The organism is Saccharopolyspora sp. MMCC62 (assembly GCF_057736575.1).
Genome location: NZ_JBYKCM010000011.1, coordinates 190,368 through 209,180, shown reverse-complemented (window position 1 = coordinate 209,180; position 18,813 = coordinate 190,368). Strand labels below are relative to the sequence as shown.

At 73.6% G+C, this 18,813-nt stretch carries 18 protein-coding genes; 8 read left to right on the top strand and 10 right to left on the bottom strand.

Features of this window, described 5'->3' with window-relative positions:
* The first annotated feature begins 375 nt into the window (after nt 1–375).
* From AC29IT_RS24525 to AC29IT_RS24515, 3 genes are read left to right on the top strand one after another with little or no spacing between them, the layout of a single operon-like run.
* The gene (locus AC29IT_RS24525) at nt 376–1,440 is read left to right on the top strand and encodes an AAA family ATPase (RefSeq protein WP_488220241.1); all 1,065 of its coding nucleotides are present in this window, start codon (nt 376–378) and stop codon (nt 1,438–1,440) included.
* 4 nt (nt 1,441–1,444) lie between these two features.
* On the top strand, nt 1,445–2,695 hold the full coding sequence (locus AC29IT_RS24520) for a DUF58 domain-containing protein (RefSeq protein WP_358435962.1): 1,251 nt from the start codon (nt 1,445–1,447) through the stop codon (nt 2,693–2,695).
* Nucleotides 2,692–4,953, top strand: coding sequence for a transglutaminase TgpA family protein (locus tag AC29IT_RS24515; protein WP_488220240.1), 2,262 nt, complete (start codon nt 2,692–2,694; stop codon nt 4,951–4,953). The genes AC29IT_RS24520 and AC29IT_RS24515 overlap by 4 nt, the downstream gene beginning before the upstream one ends.
* Nucleotides 4,954–5,196: 243 nt before the next feature.
* Here the strand turns inward: AC29IT_RS24515 and AC29IT_RS24510 are convergent, their stop codons facing one another.
* Nucleotides 5,197–5,616, bottom strand: coding sequence for a DUF3040 domain-containing protein (locus tag AC29IT_RS24510; RefSeq protein WP_358435956.1), 420 nt, complete (start codon nt 5,614–5,616; stop codon nt 5,197–5,199).
* A gap of 221 nt (nt 5,617–5,837) precedes the next feature.
* Nucleotides 5,838–6,563: a class I SAM-dependent methyltransferase gene (locus AC29IT_RS24505; RefSeq protein WP_358435953.1), complete on the bottom strand. Its 726-nt coding sequence runs from the start codon at nt 6,561–6,563 to the stop codon at nt 5,838–5,840.
* 102 nt (nt 6,564–6,665) lie between these two features.
* On the opposite strand from AC29IT_RS24505, the gene AC29IT_RS24500 reads away from it, so the two are divergent.
* On the top strand, nt 6,666–7,544 hold the full coding sequence (locus AC29IT_RS24500) for a ParA family protein (protein ID WP_358435950.1): 879 nt from the start codon (nt 6,666–6,668) through the stop codon (nt 7,542–7,544).
* Nucleotides 7,544–8,317 (top strand): Fpg/Nei family DNA glycosylase, encoded by a 774-nt coding sequence (locus tag AC29IT_RS24495; protein ID WP_488220239.1) that lies wholly within the window; start codon nt 7,544–7,546, stop codon nt 8,315–8,317. The genes AC29IT_RS24500 and AC29IT_RS24495 overlap by 1 nt, the downstream gene beginning before the upstream one ends.
* A gap of 191 nt (nt 8,318–8,508) precedes the next feature.
* Here AC29IT_RS24495 and AC29IT_RS24490 read toward each other — a convergent pair whose 3' ends face one another.
* The 7 genes from AC29IT_RS24490 to rimO form a co-directional block, all read right to left on the bottom strand.
* Nucleotides 8,509–9,786: a uracil-xanthine permease family protein gene (locus tag AC29IT_RS24490; RefSeq protein ID WP_488220238.1), complete on the bottom strand. Its 1,278-nt coding sequence runs from the start codon at nt 9,784–9,786 to the stop codon at nt 8,509–8,511.
* A 180-nt stretch (nt 9,787–9,966) separates the two neighbouring features.
* Nucleotides 9,967–10,806 (bottom strand): phage shock envelope stress response protein PspM, encoded by an 840-nt coding sequence (gene pspM / locus AC29IT_RS24485; protein WP_488220237.1) that lies wholly within the window; start codon nt 10,804–10,806, stop codon nt 9,967–9,969.
* A gap of 12 nt (nt 10,807–10,818) precedes the next feature.
* Entirely contained in the window at nt 10,819–11,637 is an 819-nt protein-coding gene (locus tag AC29IT_RS24480; protein ID WP_358435938.1) for a PspA/IM30 family protein, read from the bottom strand.
* A 360-nt stretch (nt 11,638–11,997) separates the two neighbouring features.
* Nucleotides 11,998–12,495 carry a helix-turn-helix domain-containing protein gene (locus AC29IT_RS24475; RefSeq protein WP_488220236.1) on the bottom strand — a complete coding sequence of 166 codons (498 nt, stop codon included), beginning with the start codon at nt 12,493–12,495 and terminating at the stop codon, nt 11,998–12,000.
* Between the two features lie 190 nt (nt 12,496–12,685).
* Nucleotides 12,686–13,150 (bottom strand): CinA family protein, encoded by a 465-nt coding sequence (locus tag AC29IT_RS24470; RefSeq protein ID WP_488220235.1) that lies wholly within the window; start codon nt 13,148–13,150, stop codon nt 12,686–12,688.
* Nucleotides 13,147–13,764: a CDP-diacylglycerol--glycerol-3-phosphate 3-phosphatidyltransferase gene (gene pgsA / locus AC29IT_RS24465; protein WP_488220234.1), complete on the bottom strand. Its 618-nt coding sequence runs from the start codon at nt 13,762–13,764 to the stop codon at nt 13,147–13,149. Before pgsA ends, AC29IT_RS24470 begins: the two co-directional genes overlap by 4 nt.
* Complete coding sequence (gene rimO, locus AC29IT_RS24460) at nt 13,761–15,203, bottom strand: 30S ribosomal protein S12 methylthiotransferase RimO (protein ID WP_488220233.1); 1,443 nt, start codon at nt 15,201–15,203, stop codon at nt 13,761–13,763. Before rimO ends, pgsA begins: the two co-directional genes overlap by 4 nt.
* Before the next feature lie 192 nt (nt 15,204–15,395).
* Here rimO and AC29IT_RS24455 point away from each other — a divergent pair, with 192 nt between their 5' ends.
* Entirely contained in the window at nt 15,396–15,929 is a 534-nt protein-coding gene (locus AC29IT_RS24455) for an amino-acid N-acetyltransferase (protein WP_358435924.1), read from the top strand.
* 6 nt (nt 15,930–15,935) lie between these two features.
* Here AC29IT_RS24455 and AC29IT_RS24450 read toward each other — a convergent pair whose 3' ends face one another.
* Nucleotides 15,936–16,664, bottom strand: a complete 729-nt coding sequence (locus AC29IT_RS24450) for an alpha/beta fold hydrolase (protein ID WP_488220232.1) — start codon at nt 16,662–16,664, stop codon at nt 15,936–15,938.
* 157 nt (nt 16,665–16,821) lie between these two features.
* Between AC29IT_RS24450 and AC29IT_RS24445 the strand changes: the two genes are divergently transcribed.
* Together AC29IT_RS24445 and AC29IT_RS24440 are read left to right on the top strand one after the other, a co-directional pair.
* A complete protein-coding gene (locus AC29IT_RS24445; protein WP_358435916.1) occupies nt 16,822–17,388 on the top strand; it encodes a phospholipase in 567 nt (188 codons plus the stop codon).
* A gap of 137 nt (nt 17,389–17,525) precedes the next feature.
* Nucleotides 17,526–18,740, top strand: a complete 1,215-nt coding sequence (locus AC29IT_RS24440; protein ID WP_488220231.1) for an alpha-hydroxy acid oxidase — start codon at nt 17,526–17,528, stop codon at nt 18,738–18,740.
* Nucleotides 18,741–18,813: the final 73 nt, after the last annotated feature.

Sequence of the window (18,813 nt, the reverse complement as noted above, 5' to 3'; positions counted from 1 at the left end):
CCCCCCCCGCCCCCCCCCGCCCCCCCCCCCCGGGGGCCCCGCCCGTGCCCCCCCCCCGCGCCCCCCCCACCCACCCCCGCCCGGGGGGGGGGGCGGGGGGGGGAGCACGAGCCGGCACCCCCTCCGGAGGACCGCCGACCGAGCCGGAACCGAGATCGACCCGCTTCCGGCGGTGATCCCGGGGGCTCCGGTGGGGGAACGTGGGGAACGCCCCAGGCCACCGGCACCGGTACGGCGGCCACCTCCGGTTTGGCACACTGCGGAGGCACCTGAGCGCGCGACCGCCGAGCACCCGTCACCGGTCGACGGAGCAGGCGGCCCTCGTCGACGCGGACGGCGGTTCACCGCGGCGCTCAGCGAACACCTGGAGGTTTCGTGACGCCCAACATGCCCACGTCCGGCACCGCGTTCGCCGGTGGCGGGCACGCCGACGCGGCATCCCGCGGCAGCGGCGGGTACGTGCGGGAGTCCGAACCCGCGACGATCGCCGCGCTGCACGACACCGTGCAGCGCATCGCCGTCAACGTCGAGCAGGTGCTCGTCGGCAAGCCCGAAGTGGTCCGGATCGCGCTGGTGACCATGCTCGCCGAAGGCCACCTCCTGGTGGAGGACGTGCCCGGTGTCGGCAAGACCTCGCTGGCCAAGGCCCTCGCCCGCTCCATCGACTGCACGGTGAACCGCATCCAGTTCACCCCCGACCTGCTGCCCAGCGACATCACCGGCGTCTCGCTGTACAACCGGCAGGCGGAGGCCTTCGAGTTCCGGCCCGGCCCGGTGTTCGCGAACATCGTGGTCGGCGACGAGATCAACCGCGCCTCCCCGAAGACCCAGTCCGCCCTGCTCGAATGCATGGAGGAGGACCAGGTCACGGTCGACGGCGAGACCTACGAGCTGCACGCGCCGTTCATGGTCATCGCCACCCAGAACCCGATCGAGATGGAAGGCACCTACGCGCTGCCGGAGGCGCAGCGCGACCGGTTCACCGCGCGGGTGTCCATCGGCTACCCCGACCAGCAGGCCGAGCTGGCGATGGTCGACGACCACGCGGGCCGGGACCCGATGGACCAGCTGCGCCCGGTCACCGACGCCGACCAGGTGCGCGCGCTGCTGCGGGCGGTGCGCGACGTGCACGTCAGCACCGAGCTGCGCCGCTACGTGATCGAACTGGTCACCGCGACGCGCACGCTGCCGGAGCTGCGGCTGGGCGCCTCGCCGCGATCCACCCTGCAGCTGGTGCGCGCGGCCCGCGCCCAGGCGGCGTTGTCCGGCCGCGAGTACGTGGTGCCGGACGACGTGCAGGACGTGGCGGTGCCGGTGCTGGCGCACCGCCTGGTGCTGACCAGCGAGGCCCGTGCGACCCGCCGCTCCGCCTCCGACCTGGTGCGCTCGCTGCTGCGCCGGGTCGACGTGCCGCGCGGCGACTCCGGGCAACGGCGGTAGTCGCGTGCTCTCCGGCCTGACGGTGCGCGGCCGCTGCCTGCTGGCGGCGGGCGTGGCCGCGGCGGTGTGCTCGGTGGTGCTCGACGAACGGGATCTCCTGCGGATCGCGGCGTTCGTCGTGGTGCTGCCGCTGCTGGCGCTGCTGCTGGCGGGCCGGGTGAAGCACGGGATCCGGGCGCGCCGCGAGGTGCTGCCGGGCCGGGTACCGGTGGGCGGGAGCGCTTCGGTGCGCCTGCACCTGACCGGCTCGTCCGCGGTGCCGATGGGCGGACTGCGGCTGGAGGACGGGGTGCCGCACGCGCTGGGCGGCCGACCGCGGTTCCGCCTCGAAACGGTGCCCAGGGCGGGCGCGGTGCTGGAGTACCCGGCGAGCCCCGGGCTGCGCGGCATCCACCAGATCGGGCCGCTGAAGACCCGGATCGGCGACCCGTTCGGGCTCACCGAGTTCGAGCACGAGCTCGCCGGCCGCAGCAGGCTGGTCGCGGTGCCGAAGGTGGTGCCGCTGGGCGGGCTGCCCGCCGGTTCCGGGCTCGGCACCGGCGAGGACGGTTCGACGCGGCTGCGGGCCGGGCACGGCGACGACGACACGATGGTCCGCGAGTACCGGCACGGCGACGACATCCGCCGCGTGCACTGGAAGAGCACCGCGAAGCGGGACGAGCTGATGGTGCGCGTCGAGGAACGGCCGTGGCACGGCGGCGTGACGGTGCTGCTGGACCGGCGGTCCGCGGCGCACCGCGGCACCGGCGCGGCGGCGAGCCTGGAGTGGGCGGTGTCGGCGGCGGCCAGCGTCTGCTCGCACCTGCACGCGCACGGCCAGCAGGTGCGGCTGGTCACCGAGGACGCGGCGACGCTCAGCGGCGGTCCGGGTCCCTTCGACGGGGGGCACGACGACGCGGCGATGCTGGACGCGCTGGCGGCGGTGCGCCCGTCCGCGCAGCGCGACCTGGTGTGCCCGCAGGACCCGGGCAGCGGCCAGGAACTGATCGCGATCTTGGGCGCCACCAGCACCGCCGGGGTGCAGGAGCTGTCCCGGCTGCGCCCCGAACGGGCGCGCAGCCTCGCGCTGCTGCTGGACGTGCGGGCGTGGGCGGGCGATCCGGCGGACGGCTCCTTCTCCCCGCAGCGCACCGCGGACCGGCTGCGCGCCTCCGGCTGGTCGGTGGTGGTGGTCGACGGACCGCGGGCGTCGCTGGCGGGCTCGTGGGGCCGGTTGTGCCAGGTCGCGTCGGCGGCACCGGGGGTGGTCTCGTGAGCACCCGGGTGCGCCCGGCGGAGACGACGGCTGCGGCCACGGCGGCCGCCGCGATCGCCTCGCTGGCGGTGTCGACCTCGTTCACCGGGATCGTGAGCGATGCGCGCTGGGTGCCGCCGGTGGCGCTGGCGGTGTTCGTGGTGGCCGGGGTCGGACTGCTCGGCCGCACGCTGCGCTGGTGGCCGCCGCTGGTGGTGCTCGCGCAGCTGTGCGCCTCGGCGGTGCTGCTCTCGACGTTGTTCACCGGCCAGGCGGTGCTCGGTTTCCTGCCCGGCCCGGCGGCGTTCGGCGAGCTGTCCGGTCTGCTGGGGCAGGCGATGCAGGTGGCCCGGGAGGGCGTGCCGCCGGTCCCGGCGGAGCCCCCGTTGCAGGTGCTGCTGTGCCTCGGCATCGGCGTGGTCGCGCTGCTGGTCGACGTGATCGCGGTGGCCGCCGCGGTGCCCGCGGTCGCCGGCCTGGTGCTGCTGTGCGTGGTGGCGATCCCGGCGTCGCTGGCGCCGAACATGCTGCCGTGGTGGACGTTCGCGGCGGGCGCGGCGGGGTTCGCGCTGCTGCTGGCGTGTTCGGGCAGGCACCGGCAGGCCGCGTCGGGTTCCTCCCCGCTGGCCCGGTTCGACCATCGGGGCGTGGCGCTGGTGGCGGCCGCCGGGGTGCTGGCGGTGCTGAGCGGGGTGGTGTTCACCGGGGTCGGCACCGAGGGCCGGTTGCCGGGTGGCGCGTCCACGGGCTACGGCTCGGCGAACGGTGGCATCGGCCTGCGGCCGTTCACCTCGCTGCGCGGCCAGCTGGACCGGGACGACCCGGTGGACCTGTTCCGGGTGAGCGGGCTGCCGCAGCGCGCCTACTTGCGGGCCATGACCTTGCAGCACTTCGACCCGGGCCGCGGCTGGGAGCTGGGCAAGCTGACCTCGGGCGTGGACGCCCGGCAGCACCCGCTGCCGTTGCCGAACGGCACCGAGGAGCTGGCGCCGGGCCCGACGGCGACGGTGCGGATCGACCCGGTGGGCTACCGCGACCCGTGGCTGCCGGTCTTCGGGGTGCCGCGCGGGGTGACCGGCATGGGCGAGCAGTGGAACTACGACCCGACCAGCGGCGTGATGTTCACCCAGGTCCGGCAGGAGAGCAGGCCCTACGTGGAGGACGTGGCGCTGCCGTCACCGACGCCGCAGCAGCTGCGCGCGACGAGCGGCCCGGCCGAGGTCGACCCGGCCTACACGGACGCGAGCGGGGTGTCGCCGCGCATCGCGGACCTGGCCCGGCAGATCACCGCGGACGCGCCGACCGACTTCGACAAGGCCGTGGCGCTGCAGCGGTTCTTCACGGACCGGTCGAACGGCTTCCGCTACGACCTGACCACGGCGCCGTCGACGAGCGGGAACGCCCTGGAGGACTTCCTGTTCCGCGGCAAGCGCGGCTTCTGCGAGCAGTACGCCTCGTCGATGGGTGTGCTGCTGCGGTCGGTGGGCGTGCCCGCCCGGGTCGCCGTGGGCTTCACTCCCGGCGAGCAGGACGGCGACGAGCGCGTGATCACCACGAACGACGCGCACGCGTGGGTGGAGGCGTTCTTCCCGCGCTACGGCTGGGTGACGTTCGATCCGACGCCGCTGGCCGACGGCCGCACCTCGCTGCCGGACTACCTGAGCCCGCCGGCGCCCGCGCCGACCCCGGCCCCGGCGCCCGGCCAGTCGCAGCAGCCGTCGCCGGAGCCCTCGACGATCCCGTCGCAGACCCCCGTTCCCGGGGACGCCGAGCAGCCGCAGGCCCCGGAGGCCGGGCAGCCCGGCGGCTCGGGCGCGTGGCTCGCGGTGGGCCTGGTGCTGCCGGCGGCGCTGGCGCTGGGCGCGGCCCCGCTGGCGCTGCGGGAGTTCCGCCGCAGGCGGCGGTCGGCCGTGGTGCGCGCCGGTGGCCGTGGCGCGGCGAGCGCGGCGTGGCAGGAACTGCTCGACGAACACACCGATCGGGGTGGCCACCGTCCGGACGCCGCGGGCACGGTCCGCACGACCGCGACCACGATCGTCGAGTCCGCCGAGCTGCCGGAGGATGCGGTGCGCTCGGTCCACGACCTGGTCGCGGCGGTGGAGCACGACTGGTACGCCCCGTCGGGCCATCCGGTGTCCACCGAGATCACCGCGCCCGCCGAGGCGCTCCCGCGGGCGCTGGCGGGCCTGCGCGCCGGTGCACCGCTGCCGTGGCGGCACCGCCTGTTCCCACGCTCGGTGTTCCCGGCGGCGGCCCGGCACGGTCGATCCGAGTCCTGATCAGCCGGGTCGGCCCGGCCGCCGGTCGTCGATCCGAGTCCTGACCAGCCGGGTCAGCCAGGCCGCCGGTCCCGGAAACCGTCCGGGCGGCGACCGGCACCGGTCGGGTGGTCGCGGGCATCAGGGGAAGACCCCCGGAAAAAGAACCAGCCCGACGGTCATCAGACCATCGGGCCAGGTGATGAGGACGGATCGCCGACCCGTGGGGTCGACGATCTCCGGCCTCCGCCGTCCCTGTCGGGACTACTGCTCGAACCGCTTCCGGAAGCGTTCTTCCATCCGCTGGGCGAAGGAACCGCGCGCTCGCGGCTCGGGCTTCTTCCGGTCTCCACCGGACGCCGGGCCTGCGCTCCCCTCCCCCTCGGATTCAGCTTCCTGGCTGCCACCACGCATCGCGGACAGCACCAGAACTGCTCCGCCGAACATCACGAGGAAGCCGACCACGCTCACCACGGGGATATCGGCCGGCTTGACCGGTATCACCACGCCGAGCACCAGCAGGATCAACCCCAGCACGAACACGGCGATGCCTTGCAGGCGGCGCCGCCGGGACGGTCGGTGCAACCGGCCGCCACGCACGGTGGAGACGAACTTCGGATCCTCGGCGTAGAGCGCGCGCTCGATCTGGTCGAGCAGTCGCTGCTCGTGCTCGGAGAGTGGCATGGCTCCTCCTCCGGCACAGGTAACTCAGTGGCGCCGGAACCCGGAGGGCACACCTCCGGAGTGGGAACCCGGCGAACGCTTGGGGGCGTCACCGTCGAGGATACGGTTCCGGCGACGTCCCGACTACCCGCAGGGGTCAGGTCGCGCCCGCGAGGTTGCCGACATCATCCCGTCGGATCAACCGATCGGCGCAATCCCCGGGCGCGACGTGGGATTTCGGGTCAGCCGCGGAGCCTGCCGATGGCGTGCAGCCGGGTGGCGACGTCCCGCAGCGGTGGAGTCGCCGCGGCGGCGCGCTCCAGTTCGGCGAGCGCGTCGGCCCCCTGGCCTTCGGCGACGGACCCGGGCACGAGGTCGGTGAACACCCCTTGGCCCTGGACGAGTTCCACGTCGAGCCCCGCCTCCCGCATCCGCCGGGCGAGCTCGTCGCCGTCGAAGCGGCGCAGCACGGTGTCCCCGCCGCCCCGGTACCGGCCGTCGGCATCGCGGAGCACGTGCAGCGCGTCGGCGGGCCGCCCGGCGAGCGCGCTGGCGAGCACGGCCGCGTACCGGTTGGACACGAGCACGGACACGGCCCCGCCGGGCGCGGTGGCCGCGGTGAGCGAGGCCAGCGATCCGGCGACGTCGTCGACGTACTCCAGCAGCCCGTGGCCGAGCACCAGGTCCGCCCCGCCGGGCGGCGCGAACGCGTGCAGCGCCTCGGTGTCGCCCTGCAGCGCGGTGATGAGCCGGTCGACGCCGGCGTCGGCGGCCCGGCGCTGCAGGGTGGCGAGCGCGTTGGGACTGGGGTCGACGACGGTGACCTCGCAGCCCGCGCTGGCCAGCGGCACCGCCCAGACCCCGCTGCCGCCGCCCACGTCCAGGACTCGGGGCGGGCGGCCGTCGCGGCGCGTTCGGGCTTCGGTGATCTCTTCTTCCAGCACCCGGTGGACGGCGTCGGATCTCATGGCCAGCAGCGTAATGGCGGGTCAGACCGGGCGACGCACCGGCGGGGCGGGACGGCGGGCGCAGCGGCACACGTGATCGGTCCGGTTCCGTAGGCTACGGGCGTGCAAACGGTGGCAGTGCTCAGCCTCAAGGGCGGTGTCGGGAAGACGACCGTGGTGCTCGGGCTCGCTTCGGCGGCCATGCGCCGCGGCGCTCGGACGCTGGTGGTGGACCTGGATCCGCAGTGCAACGCGACGGCCGCGCTGGAGCCGGACGAGACCCGGCTGGGTCTCAGCGATGTGCTGTCCGATCCGCGTGCGGAGGTGCTGCGCGCGGCGGTGGCGCCGAGCGGGTGGGGTGCGGAGGTCGATGTCCTCGTCGGGTCGGAGGACGCCGAGCTGTACAACGGCGGCCCGCACGACGGCGAGGGAGATCTGGCGAAGCTGACCACGGCGCTGTCGACGTTGGACGCGCTGATCGCGGACGGCGAGCTGCCGTACCAGCTGGTGCTGCTGGACTGCCCGCCGTCGCTGGGCCGGTTGACCCGGTCGGCGCTGATCGCGGCGGACCGGGCGCTGCTGGTGACCGAGCCGACGATCTTCGCGGTGTCCGGGGTGCAGCGCGCGTTCGAGGCGGTGCAGGCGGAGCGGGCCGAGAACAACCCGCGGCTGCAACCGCTGGGCGTGGTGGTGAACCGGGTGCGGCCGCGGTCGCACGAGCACCAGTTCCGCATCGAGGAGCTGCGGGAGATCTTCGGCCCGCTGGTGATGCCGGTGGCGCTGCCGGACCGGCTGGCGGTGCAGCAGGCGCAGGGCGCGTGCATGCCGATCCACCAGTGGGGAACGCCGGGCGCTCGCGAGGTCGCGTTGGGCTTCAACCTGCTGTTGGCCCGCACGTTGCGCGCGGGCCGCCGCCGGGATCCGCTGCCGGACGACTCGTTCGAGGACGATCCGGGCGATCAGGACCTGGACGAGTTCGACGGCGACGCGCCGGGAGCCTGATGCCGGAGGGCGACACCGTGTTCCTCACCTGCCGGCGCCTCGACGAGGCGCTGGCGGGGGCGGAGCTGGTGCGCGGCGAGCTGCGCCATCCACGGCTGGCCGAGGTGCCGCTGCGCGGCCGGGTGGTGCGCGAGGTGCGCCCGGCGGGCAAGCACCTGCTGATCCGCTTCACCGACGGCCGGACGCTGCACAGCCACCTGGGCATGGACGGCGCGTGGCACCTGTACGCGCCGGGCGGCCGGTGGCGCCGGGCGGCGCACCGGGCACGGGCGGTGCTGGAGGTGCCGGACCGGACCGCGGTGGGCTTCGACCTGCGCCGGCTGCGCTGGGTGCGCACCGCCGACGAGGGCGAGCTGATCGGGCACCTGGGCCCGGACCTGCTGTCGCCGGAGTGGGGCCCGGAGTCGGCGGCGGAGGCGGTGCGGCGGCTCACCGCGGATCCGAAGCGCGAGATCGGCGCCGCGCTGCTGGACCAGTCGGTGCTGGCCGGCGTCGGCAACATCTACCGGACCGAGGTGTGCTTCCTGCTGCGCCGCTCCCCGCACGCCCCGGTGGCGGAGGTCGACGCGGAGCGGGCGGTGCGGCTGTGCCGGGATCTGCTGCTGCGCAACGCGTTGCGGGCGGACCGGTCCACCACCGGTGATCTCCGCCGGGACGCCCGGTACTGGGTGTACGGCCGCCGTACCTGCCTGCGCTGCGGCGGCCCGGTCCACCGCGACGCCGAAGCGGACCGCGTCACCTACCACTGCCCCCGCTGCCAACCCGGCCCCTGAACTCCCCCGCCACCGCACCGCGCGAATCGCCCGCCGGTCCGCTTGCCGGCGGCGGAGCCGATGAGCGGCGACCACCTTGATCAACCGGCACCTCGGCGAGTCCGCAGCGATCCCCACCGGGAGCACGGCGTTGCCGCCTACGAGGAGCGATCCCGCAGCGGGAGCCGCACCCACCGCCCCGCACGAGCCCGCTAAGCATCCCGCCGGGCGGAGACCGCGTCGGCGAGGCTCCGCAGCGCCGGGTAGACGAGCACGATCCCGACGGATCCCCACACCAGCCCGGTGAACCGCAGCGCGCCCAGCGACAGGGTCAGGTCGCCGACCCCGGCGACGAGGGCGGTGCCCAGCACCGCGAGGTTCACCGGGTCGGCGAAATCCACGCCCGCCTCGCTCCAGATCCGCACTCCGACGAGCGCGAGCACGCCGACGACGACGAGCAGCGCCCCGCCGAGCACCCCCACCGGGATGGTGCCGAGCAGCGCGCCGAGCTTGGGGCAGAACGCGAGGACCACGGCCGCGACGGCGGCGATCATGCACGCGGCGGTGGAGTACACCCGGGCCGCGGCCATCACTCCCACGTTCGGGGCGCTGCTGCTGAGCGCGGAGCCGCCGCCGGCGCCGGAGAGCGCCGTGGCGAGCCCGCCGCCGATGAGCGCATCCCCGACCTGGCCGTCCAGGTTGCGCCCGCTCATGGCTCCGACGGCTTTCACGTTGCCGACGAGTTCGGCGAGCACCACGAGCACCATCGGCGCCACGAACGGCACCGCGGACAGGTGCATCTGCGGGGTGACGAATTCCGGCGCCCCGAACCAGGGGGCGCGGGCGACGGCGTCGAGCCGCGCCGGGTCGACCTGGCCGAGCAGTGCCGCGCAGGTCCAGCCGGCGAGCACTCCGAGCAGCACGGCGAGCCGCCGCAGCATGCCGCGGCTGAGCACGGTGGCGAGCACGACGACCGCGAGGGTGATCACGGCGGGCACCGGTTGCACGCTGAAGGAGCGCACGGTCTGCGGCGCGAGGCTGAGCCCGATCAGCAGCACGATGCCCCCGGTGACGACCGGGGGCATCGCGGATTCGAGGAGCCGCACGCCGAGCGCTTTGACCGCGACCCCGAAGGTGAACACCACCAGGCCCACGATCATGATCGCGCCGAGCAGCGCTCCCGGAGTGGCGCCGCCGTGGTCGACGGCGGCTCCCATCGGGACGACGAAGGCGGCGGAGGCGCCGAGGTAGGCGGGCACCCGGTTGCGGGTGACGAGCAGGAACAGCAGCGTGCCGAGCCCGGACAGCAGCAGCGTGGTGGAGGCGGGGAATCCGGTGAGCAGCGGGACGAGGGTGGTGGTGCCGAACATGGCGATCAGGTGCTGGAACCCGAACCCGAACGTCAGCGGCCAGCTGAGCCGTTCGCCGGACCCCACGACCGCGTCGTCCACCAGCTGACGACCGTTGCCGTGCACGGTCCACAACGCCACATCGCCCTCCCCGACTGTCCCCACCTGCGGGGATCGCCACCACGTAACGTAGCGACGCTGGGAAGATTACTATTCGGCATCACATAATCAACCCGTAACGGGGTCATCCGGGTGAAGAGATGAGTCACCCAGGTCGACGTGGAGTCAGCTCGCGAGGTCGCCGACCTGCTGTTCCGCGACTCACGCGCGAGGTTGGTCCGCCGATCCGGCGGTTCCGCTGCCCCGGTCGAGTTCGTCCAGCGCGGCGGCGAGACCGCCCAGCCGGTCGGCGGCGTCCTGCACGGCGTGGCGCTGTTCGGGGGCGCCGCTCGCGGCGACGGCCCGGCCCGCGGCGGCGACCAGGTGGCGGTAGCCCTCGACGCCTTCGTCGAGCTCGGTGCGCAGCCGCTGCGCGTCCGAGCGCAGCGCGCCCTGCTCGGTGCCGGGCACGTGCGGCAGTGCGCGTTCGACGGCCTGCAGCCGGGAGGCGATTTCGCGCAGCGCGGTGGCGGCGCGGTCGGCGGTGGCCCGTGCTTCGGTGGCTTCGCCGAAACCGCCGTCGCCGAGCTGCGCCAACGATTCGTGCAGGCTCTGCTCGGCGTCGCGCAGCAGCCGCATCGGTTCCCTGGCCTGCGATCCGTGCGCGGGCAGTTCCACCGGTTCCGGCGCGGCCGCGGGCAGCGGTGCCTTCAGCAGCCTGCGGTAGCGGCGCCAGCCGACGGCCGTGCCCGCGGCGGCGGCGAGCGCGACGGCACCGATGCCGAATCCGGCGACGTCGAACATCGTCTCCAGCACGCCCTCGCCGACCGGGATGCCGAGCGTCTCGGGCGCGAACGCCCCGTAGGTGCCGACGCCGAGCACCCCGGTCCCGACGGTTCCGGCGGTGGCCTGCCGCCGCGCCCGCTTGCGCTTGCGCAGTAGGCGGGCGCGAGGATCGCGCCACCGCGCGAGGGTGCGGCGCACTTCACCGGCGACGGGGCCGCGCAGCTCGCGCAGCGCGGCCTCGCCCCATGCCGCGAGTTCGTTCCTCCGCGGTGGCATCGTCCGGCTCGATCAGGCCTGGCCGGTCTGCGGGTTCTGCTGCTGCGGCCGGGTGGCGGGTTCCGCCGTCTGACCGCTCGCCTGCTGACCGCCGGTGACCTGCTGCTGGCCGCCGCCCATGGTGGCGCGGAGCTGTTCGAGCCGGTTGGAGCCCGCGGCGTCGAGGGAGGCCTGCTGGACCTCCATCATCCGGCCCTGCACGCTGTTCTGCGCCAGTTCGGCTTCGCCGAGCGCCGTGGTGTAGCGGCGTTCGATCTTGTCCCGCACCTCGTCCAGCGACGGCGTGTTGCCGGGGGCGGCGAGGTCGCTCATCTGCTTGAGCGAGTTGGACGCCTGCTCCTGCATCTTGGCCTGCTCCAGCTGGCTGAGCAGCTTGGTGCGCTCGGCGATCTTCTGCTGGAGCATCTGGGAGTTGCGGTCCACCGCCTGCTTGGCCTGCTCGGCCGCCTGCAGGGACTGGTCGTGCAGCGTCTTGAGGTCCTCCACGCCCTGTTCCGCGGTGACGAGCTGGCTCGCCAGCTGGGTGGCGGTCTCCTCGTACTTCTGCGCCTTGGCGGTGTCGCCTTCGGCGCGCGCCTGGTCCGCCATGACCAGGGCCTGCTTGGCCGAGGACTGCAGCTTCTCGACTTCGCCGAGCTGGCGGTTGAGCTTCATCTCGAGCTGCCGCTGGTTGCCGATCACCGAGGCCGCCTGCTGGGAGAGTGCCTGGTGTTGGCGCTGCGCATCCTCGATGGCCTGCTGGATCTGCACCTTCGGGTCGGCGTTCTCGTCGATCTTCGACGAGAACGACGCCATCAGGTACTTCCAGAACTTCACGAACGGATTGGCCATCTCCTCCGCCTGCCTTCTCTCCTGCCGGTGCTGCCCGTGCGCGTGTCGCGACCGTGGACCTGGACCCGATGCCGAAGGTCCGGCGCGTGCCGGTGCCAGCCGTGTCGCGTCCCATTCTCCTGGATCCGCCGCACCCATCGTGTCAGGGCGCGGTGTCCGGTTCCACCAGGATGCGAAGATCTCCGGGATTTTGCCCCCAGCGACCCCCGAGCGGTCACGCCATGATCGAACCAGCACCGCCGACCGGGCCCGCGCCCGGGTGGTGGCCGCGGTTCCGCACGGTCCACCCGATCAACGCACGAGGGCGCCGCGAGGTTCCGCGGAGCGATGCGGGCGCACCACTCCGCGGAACGGCGGGTTTCAGGCTGCGACGACGACGCCACCGGAGCTGCGCAGCGGTGCGCTGATCCGCTGGCTGAGCACCGGCTGCAGGCGGTGCTGCTCCTCGGTGAGGTCCTCGCTGGAGAGCTGCGCGTCGACGCCCGCCGCTTCGGCACCGGCGAAGTCGGCACCGGACAGCTCGGTGTCGGCGAGGTCGGCGCCCATCAGGCTGGGCACCAGGCGGCCACCGTCGAAATCGGTGGCACCGCGCTGCTCGACCATCGCCGGGGTGAGCACGGAGCCCGACCCGTCGAGGTCGCCCGCGACCGTGACGAGCAGTTCGGGCAGTGGCAGGTCCAATGCGCCGCAGATCGAGGCCAGCAGTTCGCTCGAAGCCTCCTTGCGTCCTCGCTCCACCTCCGAGAGGTAGCCGAGGCTCACCCGGGCGGCGCGCGAGACATCTCGCAGCGTACGAGATTGAGCGGTCCGGGCGCGGCGCAGCCTTTCACCGACTGCTTCCCGCAACAACACGGTCATCGCGCGCCTCCCTCCTTCGTCGCTTACATCGTGCGCTACGCGTCAACGCCCCCTACGTTACTCATCGCAACGCCGTTACGAGAGCGATCATCCGCTAATCCGCCGAGGGCGAACGTCCTCGGCACCGCCGCGCGTGCGCGGTTCGGCGACGATTCCGCAGCGCTGGGGCGCGCGGACACTTCCGGAACGTTCAACGCAGCAGTGCCGCGAAGTGTTCCAACGCCACTCGAACGGCCGCCGCCCGCACCTCGGCGCGATCACCGTCGAGTTTGGTGGACAGCACGTTCGTCCCGCGCGGACCGGCGAATCCGAGGTGCACGGTGCCGGGTTCGGCGCCGTCCTGCGGGTCGGGACCGGCGACTCCGGTGAGCCCGACGCCCCAGGTCGCGGCGCAGCGCTCGCGGGCGCCGACGGCCAGCTGTTCGGCGACGGCGGGCTGCACGGCGCCGCCGCGGGACAGCAGTTCCGCGTCCACCCCGGCGAGCCGGTCCTTGAGGTCGGTGGCGTAGACGATCAGCCCGCCGCGCACGACGTCGCTGGCGCCGGGCACGTCGGTGAGCGTCACCGCGAGCAGGCCCGCGGTGAGCGATTCGGCGGTGGCGACGGTCTCCCCGCGGTCGCGCAGCAGGCCGAGCAGTTCGGCGGCGGCGGTCACGATCCCGCGCCCTCGGCGCGCCTGCCCGCAGCCCGCAGCCGCCAGGCCCGCACCGCGTAGTCGAGCCCGGTCACGACCGTGACCAGCACCGCGGCCCCCATGATGGCCCAGCGCAGCGGATCGATCAGCGCACCGAACGGCAGCAGGTAGGCGACGATCGCGATGGCCTGCAGCAGCGTCTTGAGCTTGCCGCCGCGGCTGGCGGGGATCACGCCGTGCCGGATCACCCAGAACCGCAGCAGTGTGACGAACAGCTCACGTGCGATGATCAACACCGTGACCCACCACGGCAGGTCGCCGACGAGGCTGAGCCCGACGAGGGCGGCACCGGTCAGCGCCTTGTCCGCGATCGGGTCGGCGATCTTGCCGAAGTCGGTGATGAGGCCGCGCCTGCGGGCGAGCTCCCCGTCGATGCGGTCGGTGATGGCCGCGACCAGGAACACCAGCAGCGCCACCCACCGCCACAGCGGCTGGTGGCCGTCCTCCCACAGCAGCGCCACGAGGAACACCGGGACCAGCAGCAGCCGGGACACGGTGAGCACGTTGGCGATGTTGAGCAGCGGCACCGGACGGGTGTCGGGCGCCGCTCCCGAAGCCGCGCCTTCGGCGCTCATGTCGTCTCCCCGGAACGTTGCCGTTCGAGCTCGTCGCCGGTCGGCCGGACCACGAGGTCCACGCCTTCGCTGCCGACCACTTCGCAGCGCAGCACGTCGCCGACGACGACGTTCCCAGGATCGACGAGGAGGCATTCGCCGTCCACCTCGGGCCCCTGGTGTTCCGCGCGGCCCGCGCAGCCGTCCTCGTGGTCGGCGCCGCGTTCGACGAGGACCCGCACGGTCTCGCCGATGCGGTCTTCGGCGCGCTGGTCGGTGAGCTCGTCGACGAGCGCGGACAGCTCGGTGACGCGTTCGGCGACGACGTCCTCGTCGAGCTTGCCGTCGAAGCCCTCGGCCTCGGTGCCGTCCTCGTCGGAGTAGCCGAACACGCCGACGGCATCCAGCCGAGCCCTGGTGAGGAAGTCGCGCAGCTCGGCGTAGTCCTCCTCGGTCTCGCCGGGGAACCCGACGATCACGTTGCTGCGGATGCCGGCTTCGGGCGCGAGGTCCCGGATCTGCTCGATGAGGCCCAGGAAGGACTCGGTGGAGCCGAAGCGCCGCATCCGCCGCAGCACGGTCTCGCTGGAGTGCTGGAAGGACAGGTCGAAGTAGGGGGCGACGCCGGGCGTGGCGGCGATGGCGCGGACCAGCCCGGGCCGGGTCTCGGCGGGCTGCAGGTAGGAGACCCGCACCCGGTCGATGCCCTCGATCCCGGCGAGCCGCGGCAGCAGGGTCTCCAGCGCGCGCGGGTCGGCGAGGTCCTTGCCGTAGGAGGTGGAGTTCTCGCTGACCAGGAACAGCTCCCGCACGCCCTGGGTGGCCAGCCAGGCCGCTTCGCCGAGGATCTCGTCGGGCTTGCGGGACAGGAACGAGCCGCGGAAGGCGGGGATCGCGCAGAACGTGCAGCGCCGGTCGCAGCCGGAGGCGAGCTTGAGCGAGGCGACCGGGGCGTTGTCCAGCCTGCGCCTGCTCACCCGGGTCGAGGGCACCCAGCCGTGGCCGGGCACCGCGACCTCGGTGGCGGCGGCGGGCCGCTCGACCGGGGTGATGGGCAGCATGGTGCGGCGGTCCCGGGGCTGGTGGGACGCGAGGGGCTTGCCGTCGAGCACGTCGTCGAGCCGTTCGGCGAGCTGCCCGTAGTGGTCGAAGCCGAGCACGGCGTCGGCTTCCGGCATCTGCTCGGCGAGCTCCTGGCCGTAGCGCTCGGCCATGCAGCCGACGGCGACGACCTTCGCGCCGGTGTCGGAGGCGGCCAGCAGCGTGTCCACCGAGTCCTTCTTGGCGGATTCGACGAATCCGCAGGTGTTGACGACCACGACGTCCGCGGAGTCGGCACCGTCGACGAGGTCCCAGCCGCGCTCGTGCAGGGTTCCCGCGAGCTCTTCGGAATCGACTTCGTTGCGCGCGCAACCCAGAGTGACCATGGACACTCGGCGCGATGTGGACCCTGCTGGCATGACCCGAGGTTAGCCGTCGCGTCCGGCGGCCCTGCGCGCGCGCCCGGTGAGCGGCCCGCGATCCCCGAGCGCACCGGCGGACGGCGACCCCGCGCCGGGTGCCGATCTCGTCTCGCGGACGGGCCATCCGGTCACCGCGGGTTCTCCGACGAGCGTCGACCTGCGGGAGGCGGAAAAGGTAGCATTCGAGCCATGCATGACTATGCGACTGGGGCGATATCGATTCGGCGTGCTCGGGTCGACGACGTCCGGGGGATGAAAGCCCTGGTCGACTCGTACGCGGGCAAGGTGCTGCTGGCCAAGGAACTCGTGACGCTCTACGAGCACGTCCAGGAGTTCTGGGTCGCCGAGCTGACCGACGAGGACGGGGCGCCGCGGCTGGTGGGCTGCGGGGCGCTGCACGTGCTGTGGGAGGACCTCGCCGAGATCCGCACCGTCGCCGTCGACCCGGCGGCCCGCGGCCGCGGCGTCGGCCACCAGGTCGTCGGCAGGCTGGTCGGGCTGGCGCGCGAGCTCGGGCTGGCCCGGGTCTTCGTGCTCACCTTCGAGACCTCGTTCTTCGGCCGCCACGGCTTCCGCCCCATCGACGGCGCCCCGGTCTCCCCCGACGTCTACGACGAGATGCGCCGCTCCGCCGACGAAGGCGTCGCCGAGTTCCTCGACCTCCCGTACGTCAAGCCCAACACCCTCGGCAACACCCGAATGCTCCTCGAACTCCCCCGCTGAGCGGGGTCAGAAGAGGTCGGCGACGGCTTCGGTGGTCTTGGGGGCGTTCTCCAGCCAGAACTCGTGGGTGAGGTCGGGCAGGCGGCGGACGTCCCAGCCGTGCCGGGCCAGGTCGGCGGCGAGGTCGGCGGGCACGACCGCCTCGGCTTCGCCGGAGAGCACGACGGTGCTGGGCACCTCGGGTGCGGCGGCCGAGAACGGGTGGTGGGCGATGTCCCGGTACACCTCGCCGATCATGCGCCGGTCGAAGTCCCGCTTCGCCCGCGCGGTGAGCTCGCGGGTGCGCGGGGTGTGCGCGGCCGCGGCGCGGCGGCGCTGGTCACGGCGGCCCGACGCGCTGATCAGCAGGCTCACCAGCGGCGCCGCCCAGAACAGCCGGGCGCGCAACCCACTCGTCGGCAGCGCCAGCCGGAACCCGGGATCCAGGTACAGCGCGCGCTTCGGCGCGAGCTCACCGATCGCACGCGGCACGATCGCGCCGCCCAGCGAGTGGCAGGCCAGCACGTCCAGCCCGGTCGGCAGCGTGTCCACCAGGTCCGCGGCGAAGTCGTCGAGCAGGTAGGACGAACCGCGCGGGCTGTCGCCGTGGCCGCGCAGGTCCACCGCTAGCACCGTGCACCCGCTCGCGGCCGGCGGTGCCGCGAAGTCCTCCCACAGCGCCCCGGACTGGCCGAGCCCGTGCACCAGGCCGACCGTGCGCGGGCCGTCGCCGAAGACCGTCGTGCTGAGCCGCACCCGACCCCCTCCGCTCGTCGTGATCACCAGCCTAGCCACGTGCCGCGACACCCCCGGTTCACCTGGCGAAAACCCGATCAGTCCCGCGCGCACCGCGTGCAACCGCTATAACACTGGGTGATCCGTGCAGGCCCCACCCTGATCCCGAGGAGATCCCGTGTTCCGTTCCGCACGAATCCGCCGCGGCCTCGTCGCCTCCGTCGCCGCGGGCGCCGCGCTGCTGCTGTCCGCAGGTACCGCGCACGCGGACCTGTCCGACGGCGAGCTGCGGCAGATCACCGACCGCTACCTGTTCGAGACCTCGCTGGACGACTTCGTCGAGCTGCGGTCCGAGCAGCCGCACGCCGACCAGCTGGACTGGTCCTCCGACAGCTGCTCGTACTCGCCGGACCAGCCGCTGGGCTTCGACTTCTCCACCAGCTGCGACCGGCACGACTTCGGCTACCGCAACTACAAGGCGCAGGACCGGTTCACCGACGACGGCCGGCTGCGCGTCGACGACAACTTCAAGGCCGACATGTACTCGATCTGCGACGACGACGGGCTGTGCAAGGCGGCCGCGAACGTCTACTACGCGGCGGTGCGCCAGTTCGGCGGTGCGGGCACCTCCACCGCGGACGCGGTCGAGCAGGCCGACATCACCCCGGTGCAGGCGGACTCCGGCCGCATCGTCGGTTTCGCGTCGAAGACGCGCAGCGGCGGGACGGTCGTGTTCCAGGGCTGATCGGCAGGAGCGTGCAGGATCCGGGCGGGCGCGGTCACCGGGTGGCCGCGCCCGCCCGTCTTCGGCGGTGCCCGCGCCCGCTCCCGCCGGATAGGGTCGGCCGCGTCGATCACGACGACGTGGAAGGACGGTGCCCGATGGTGCGGCGTCAGATCCCCCGCTGGTCCGAGCTGCGCCCAATGCTGCGGGTGGAACCGCCGAAGCTGAACCCCACCGAGCGGCGGCTGTCGAACGCGCACACCATCGCGGACCTGCGCGCCATCGCACGCCGCCGCACCCCGCGCGCGGTCTTCGACTACACCGACGGCGCCGCGGAGAGCGAGACGAGCCTGCGGCGGGCCCGGCGCGCGTTCCACGACATCGAGTTCCACCCCTCCGTGCTCCGCGACGTGTCCGAAGTGGACACGAGCACGACGGTGCTGGGCGAGCGCTCCGAGCTGCCGTTCTCACTGGCCCCCACCGGTTTCACCCGGATGATGAACCACGAGGGCGAGCCCGCGGTGGCGCGGGTCGCCGAGCGCGCGGGCATCCCGTACGCCCTGTCGACGATGGGCACCACGTCCGTGGAGGACCTCGCCGTCGCCGCGCCGCACGCCCGCAAGTGGTTCCAGCTGTACGTGTGGCGGGACCGCGCCGCGAGCCGCGACCTGGTGCAGCGGGCGCAGGAAGCCGGGTACGAGGCGCTGATGCTCACCGTGGACACCGCGGTGGCGGGCGCGCGGCTGCGGGACGTGCGCAACGGGCTCACGATCCCGCCGTCGCTGACGGTGAAGACGATCGCGGACGGGGCGCTGCACCCGGCGTGGTGGATCAACCTGCTCACCACCGAGCCGCTGTCGTTCGCCTCCTTCCACCGCTGGGAGGGCACCGTCGCCGAACTCATCAACGAGATGTTCGACCCCTCGTTGAGCTTCGCGGACGTCGAATGGCTGCGGGAGGCGTGGGACGGTCCGCTGGTCATCAAGGGCCTGCAGAACGCGGCCGACGCGGCGAAGGTCGTGGAGCTGGGCGCGGACGCGGTGGTGCTGTCCAACCACGGCGGCCGCCAGCTGGACCGGGCACCGACGATGCTGGAGCTGCTGCCCCGGGTGCGCGAGGCCGTCGGGGACCGCGCGGAGATCCTGCTGGACACCGGCATCCTCAGCGGCGCGGACGTGGTCGCCGCGGTGGCGCGCGGCGCGGATTCCTGCCTGGTGGGGCGGGCCTACCTGTACGGGTTGATGGCAGGCGGGGAGCGCGGCGCGCAGCGGGCGGTGGACATCCTGCGCACCGAGGTGGAGCGCACGATGCGGCTGCTCGGCGTGACGTCGCTCGCCGAGCTGGACGGGTCGCACGCGACGCTGCGCACCTGACGCCCGAACGGCCCGTCCGCCCTGCGTGGCGGGGCGAGCGGGCCGTTCACCTCTCGTCGGACGGGTGTCCCGC